The sequence below is a fragment of the Flavobacterium sp. FG68 genome, from assembly GCF_057808895.1.
Map to the genome: position 1 here is coordinate 66,784 of NZ_JBMDIY010000033.1, position 6,527 is coordinate 73,310.

At 33.6% G+C, this 6,527-nt stretch carries 2 protein-coding genes; both read right to left on the minus strand.

From position 1 onward, the window contains the following. Nucleotide 1 precedes the first annotated feature (1 nt). On the minus strand, nucleotides 2-3,037 hold the full coding sequence (locus ACODSB_RS19060) for a SusC/RagA family TonB-linked outer membrane protein (RefSeq protein ID WP_488938188.1): 3,036 nt from the start codon (nucleotides 3,035-3,037) through the stop codon (nucleotides 2-4). Between the two features lie 241 nt (nucleotides 3,038-3,278). After that, a complete protein-coding gene (locus ACODSB_RS19065; protein ID WP_488938189.1) occupies nucleotides 3,279-6,080 on the minus strand; it encodes a triple tyrosine motif-containing protein in 2,802 nt (933 codons plus the stop codon). Nucleotides 6,081-6,527: the final 447 nt, after the last annotated feature.

Sequence of the window (6,527 nt, forward strand, 5' to 3'; positions counted from 1 at the left end):
ATTAAAAATTAATGTTTAAACCCATTAAATAGGTTCTTGGAGTAGGATAAAATCCATAATCAATTCCACCTCCAATTGGCGCACCATTTGAAGCTCCCGGATCGTAACCTTGGTATTTAGTAAATGTGTATAAATTATTTACTCCTGCATAAAGTCTTAATTTTGTGATTCCTGCTTTTTGAGCAACACTTGGATTAAGAGAATATCCTAACTGAACATTTTGAATTCTAAGGTATGAAGCGTCTTCTACAAAATAATTAGAAAAAACATTGTTTGATGTTGCACCTGTTGTAACTCTTGGTGTTGAATTTGTAGATCCTTCACCTGTCCATCTGTCTAAAACATAATCTATACGATTTGCATCAGAAAGTGTTCTTTCATAGTTACGAACCATATCATTTCCTACAGATGCAAAAGTGTAAACTGCAAAATCAACGTTTTTATAGTTTAATTGAAGATTGAATCCCATTGTTGCAGCAGGAATTGGATCACCAATATTGGTTTTATCTTTTGTATCAATTACACCGTCTCCATTTACATCAACAAAGCGAAGATCTCCTGGCGCTGCATTCGCTCCTAAAGCCAATTGTGATGGGTGAGCATCAACTTCTGCCTGATTTTGAAAAATATCATCGGTTTTATATCCATAGAAATATCCCATTGGTTTTCCTATTTCCATTCGTGCAGGTGCAGGCTGTCCAACACCAAATCCTCCGGCTTCCAAAAAGCCAGTTCCGTTATTTACTTCCAGAACTTTATTTTTAATAAACGTAACATTATAAGCTACATTCATTGAAAAAGAATCTGAGAAATTTTCTTTGTAATCAATAGCAAATTCGAAACCTGAATTTTTTACTGATCCTGCGTTTATAGTTGGAGAACCAGATCCCGGAGCACCTGTACCATTAATACCTGAAACAGGAATATTTCCAATTAATAAATCTTTTCTTGTATCACTAAAATAATCTGCTACAATAGAAACTTTGTCATTTAATATTCTCATATCCAAACCAACATCAAGCTTTCTAGCTTCTTCCCATTTTACATCCGGATTTGGAACTGCCCCTGTGGCTACACCGTTTACAAGAGTACCATCAAAAACATAAGTTGCTTCTCCACTCAAAGTACCTAAATATCTATAATCTCCAATTTGGTCATTTCCTAATGTTCCGTAGCTTCCTCTTAATTTCAAGAAATTAATGAACTTAGGAGTTCCAAAGAAATCTTCTTTAGAAACAATCCAACCTCCTGTAACTGATGGAAAATAACCTACTTTATTCCCTGGTCCAAATTTGGTAGAAGCATCACGTCTAATCATACCAGATACTAAGTATTTCTCTTTATAATCATACTGCAGTCTTGCAAAATAAGATAATCTGCGCTGATCATAAACATAAGAGCTGTTTGTTAAAGTCGCTGAAACTCCTTTTGTTAAAGAAATATCGGCAAATTCCCAAGAATTATTAGGAACATCAAAACCAGTGGCAGAAAGACCATTTCCCCATGTTTTGAAAATTGTTGTACCAATCGTTCCTGTTATATTATGAGCATCTGCAATTTTTGTAACATAAGTACCAAAAAGGTCAAAAGAGTAATCGTTGTCATTAACAGCACCTTGAGTTACAGAACTTCTTTGTACATCAAAAACTTTTCCTCCATAACTTATTAGCGGAGCAAATGTTTTTGATTCGCTGTTTGAAGTATTAAAACCAATTGAACCTGTCAATGTAAATCCTTTAAAAATTTTGTAATCTAATCCAAAATTTCCGTTTAATTTTTTATAATTATAATCGTTGTATGTATTTGCAATTTGTGCAAGCGGGTTGATAATTTCATTACCTAATCCTGTTGTATTTGGCACAAGAGTAAAATTGCCGTTTGCATCTTTAGGAGTCAATGTTGCAGGAACATTCAGTGCATTAAATAATACAGAACCAAGACCGTTTTCGTTTAATGTTTTTCTGGTAAAATAAGTATATATAACGTTTGACTTAAGTTTAATTTTACTGCTAAGATCTGCTCCTAAAGCAAGTCTTGCCGTATTTTTCAAGAAACCAGATTTGTCTCCTCCCACGATTCCTTCCTGATCTAAATGCGATCCACTAATAGAATACGTGATTTTATCTGAACCTCCGGAAATACTCAAATCATTGTTAACAATTGGAGCCATTTGAAAAACTTCATCCTGCCAGTCAGTGCCTTTTCCTAATCCGCTTACGTTTGGATAAGGAAGCGGTTTACCTCCATTAGCATAACTTTCGTTTAATAAAAGTGCATACTCCGTAGCATTTAAAGTTGGAAGTTTTCTTGATGTTTCCTGAAATCCAACAGAGCTATTAAAAGATACTTTTGTTTGAGTATTCTTTTTACCTGTTTTGGTTGTAATTAAAATAATACCGTTTGCCCCAATTGTTCCATAAATAGCTGCTTGGGCATCTTTTAAAACTGTTATGGATTCAATATCATTAGGATTTAACAGACCAAAATCCCCAACATATCCGTCAATAATAGCAGTTGGCGCATTTTGTCCGTTTGTAGCAATACCACGAATACGAATATCCAATGGCGCTCCTGGTGCTCCAGACTGGGTTGTTACATTCACACCCGTAACGGTACCTTGCAGCGCTTGTTCAATTCTCGTTGGTCGAATAAGATCAATTGTTTTACTGTCTACTACAGAAACTGATCCCGTAACCTCTCTCTTCTTTTGAGTACCATAACCAATGACAACTACTTCATCAAGTGATTTTGCATCCTCAATTAATTTTACAGTTATTTTAGTTCCAGAAACTGCAACTTCTTGCGTTTTGTAACCTATATAACTGAAAATAACTGCAGATCCTTTTGGAACTCCGGTTAATTTAAAAGATCCGTCAAAATCAGTGGTTGTGCTTTGAGACGAACTTTTAACTTTTACATTAACGCCAGGCAATGACAAACCTGAGCCATCTACTACCGTTCCGGTTACATCAATAGATTGCGCAAACGCAAATGATGTACACAGTGATAGTACAATTAGTAATAATTTAGATTTCATAATTAGTTAGTTTTTATTGAAAGCTAAATTTATCTGTTCCCTTTATGAAAACGATAAAATTAACCTCAACAAAAAACATACATCATAAAAAAATATAGTCTTAATTCAGGATATCACAAAATAAACCGCTCTGTAGCTATAATTTGTGAATGTTAATTTCTTTAACATTTGCATTGCGATTTCCCAACAAAAGCATAATGTTGTGGTAATGTATAGTTTTTTTAAGCCGATTTTTGAATTCCTATACAGCCAGAATATATTCAACTAAACCGATTTCGTGCTGCAAATCCATTTTCTTACGCAAACGATACCTTTTTATTTCAACACTTCGAACCGAAATATTAAACATTGGAGCTATTTCTTTTGAGGAAAGATTCAATCTAAGATAAGCACATAAACGAAGGTCGTTTGGTGTTAAGGCAGGGTGCATTTGTTTTATCCTTTTTAGGAAATCTTTATCGGCACTATCAAAGGCTTCTTTAAAAATCTTCCAGGAATCCTCTTCTGTAATATTTTTGTTAATGGTACTAATTACAGATTTGATATTTGAACTGTCATTTTGAGATGTTTTCTTTAAATCTTCTTTAATAAAAGCCAGCAATTCGTTTTTACTGTTTAAACTCATTGTCGAAACTGCCAGTTCACGGTTTTTATTATCAACGTCCTGCGAAAGCTGCTCGTTTCGAAGTTTCATCAATTGCTGTTCGTTTTCAAGCTCCTGAATCTCTAATAAAAGGTTATTTTCTTCAATAAGCTTTTCTTTTTGCTTTTGATAGTAATTTCGGTATGCTTTATTGATAAAATAGGCCATAGCCAAAATCAGAAGAAAATAGACGAAACAGGCTAAATTGGTCAAATACCAAGGTTTTAAAACTACAAATGTGTATACGGCAGTATTCTGCAGAATTGTATTGGCATATTTTGCCCTAACTCTAAAGGTGTATTTTCCAGGTGAAAGGTTTTTAAAATTCACCGTCGCCTTTGTACTCCACTCGCTCCAGTCGTCCTGAAAGCCTTCTAATAAATATTGATATTCAGAATTGATGTATTTATTGTATTCCGGAACGGTATAATTAAGTGTAATATTATTTTCATCAGAATCAAAACTGCCTTCACTTTGAATACCAACATTTTTAAAGGTTTCGTTTTGTTTGTTTATCAATATATCGGTAATAAAAACATCATAGTTTTTAAAACTTAAATCGTCGATATTTAAGGTATAATAACCATCTGTTGTTCCTATTAAATAAGTTGATTTAGAAATTTGCGTGATATTTTCATAACCTAACATCGAATTGGTTAAAGAAGAAGGAATTGGAATTATATTCTGCTTTAATTGATTGCTCAATTTACTGGCAGAGAAATAATGAATGTAGTTTTTAGAAAACAACCAGATTTTATTCGAATGATCTACAATTAATTTACCTGATGTATACTCGTCTTTTTCAAAAATCGAACTTAAAACGGTATCTTTCTCGAATTGTCTTGTTTTAGGATTTAATTTAAAAATTCCGCCTTTGTAAGCGTAATAAATTGAATTATTAAAAGTCGTTAAACTCGCATTTATTCCTTTCTGCGGAGACTTGTAAGTATAAAAGTCATGCGTTTGCAAAAGAGATTTACCAAGTTTTAATCTAAAAATCCCTTTGTATTCATGGCTAACATAAACATCAAGATTCTTTGTAATTTCAAAATATCTGGATGAATAATCAAATCCCTGAATTTTGTTTTTAAAAATCCACTGATTATTTACTTTCTCTAAAACCGAAAGCCCGTAATAATTACCCTGAATTAATTGATTTTTATTTGCTGGAGAAGGTTCAAACTTCCAGGTTCCTGAACCCGAAAATATACTTCTCGCCGAATTATTTGTAATTATAAAAGTTCCCGAATCGTGTCCGCAAAAAAGTGTATTATCATAAGTAAACAATGACCAAACCTGACCTTTTGTTCCGTTTATAAATTTAAATTCAGCATTACTCTGCGTTGGTTTACAAAACAATCCTTGATTTGTTCCAATGTAAAGCATTCCGTTAAAAACCGCCGAGGCATAAACGGTTCCTAAAACCCCAGTATCATCAGTAAAACTGTGTACCGGCGACTGAATATTAATACAATTAATTCCGTTATCCAGCCCAACCCATAAATTTTGGTCTTTATCTTCAAAAAGTGACAAAGCCGTATTATTGCTTAAACCTTTACTCTGTGTGAGGTGATATTTTAGTTTTCCATTATTTGATAAAATAAAAACTCCGTTTGAAACCGTTCCTAAAGCAAAACTCCCGTCCTGAAGACGCTGACTGCTGTAAACGAAACTTGATTTTAATTCTGCATCTACATCTGTTGCAATTCTGGTTAGGGAATTCCCTGTCAGTTTATAAATTCCGTCGAGCTGCGTTTGAATCAACAAACCATCATCTGTCGTAAAAACATTCGCAATTGTAAATTTCTTTAAAGTCGGATTATCTGAAACTAATTTTGCCCTTCCGCTTTCAATTTCAAAAAGTCCTTCTTTAATCGTTTGAAAATAAATAGCGTTTTTTGCCGAAAATGCCTTTATAACACCATTTTTTGGTGCAATGATATTAAAACTTCTGGTTTTAGTATCGTAAATATAAATTCGGTTTAACGATTGAAACAGAATCCATTGATCGTATTTTAAGATATTCCAAAACTGTTCATCGTCTAAAATTTTACTTTTAATTTTATCGCTGAGTGATGTGTATTTTAGTTTACCATTTTCATTTCTGGTCCAATAACCAAAATTCATATAACTGCCTGTATACACTTTATTTCCAATCACTTTTACAGATCGGATAATAGTTTCATTTGGCCCCGGATACAATTGCCAGCTCGTTCCGTTATATTCTAAAAGTCCATCGTTATTAGCAAAATACAAATAATTTTCATCGTCCTGCGAAATCATCCAGCTCTGATTTCCAGCTCCGTAAACAGATGAAGAATATTTAACAATTGGCGGAAGTTCCTGCGCAAAAAGCAAGAAATTCAATAAAAATAATAAGGTAGTTAGTTTAGTTTTCAAATTTGGTCAGGATATTAAATAATACTAAAACAGTTCTAAAATAGCATATTTTAGAGTGAAACAATAATTTTTAGTAAAATAAAAGATTTTATAGCATAGCAAAGGTTTCAACCACCTGAAACAAATTGTGATGATATACTTTGCTTCCCAGCGGTTGAAACCGCTGGGAATATTTCCAAACAATTTCTCAAACATATTCAAATATAGCCAGTGCTTTCAACCACGGGAAACGGATTGTGATGATATACTTTGCGTCCAGCGGTTGAAGCCGCTGGCAATATTTCCAAACAATTTCTCAAAAATAATCAAACATAGCCCGTGGTTTCAACCACGGGAAACGGATTGCAATGATATACTTTGCATCCAGCGGTTGAAACCGCTGGCTATATTTCCAAACAATTTCTCAAAAATAATCAAACATAGCCCGTGGTTTCAACCACGGGAAAC

What these genes read in the sequence shown, in the direction of transcription:
- ACODSB_RS19060 (WP_488938188.1), bottom strand. Translation starts at nt 3,037, where the DNA reads ATGAAATCTAAATTATTACTAATTGTACTATCACTGTGTACATCATTT.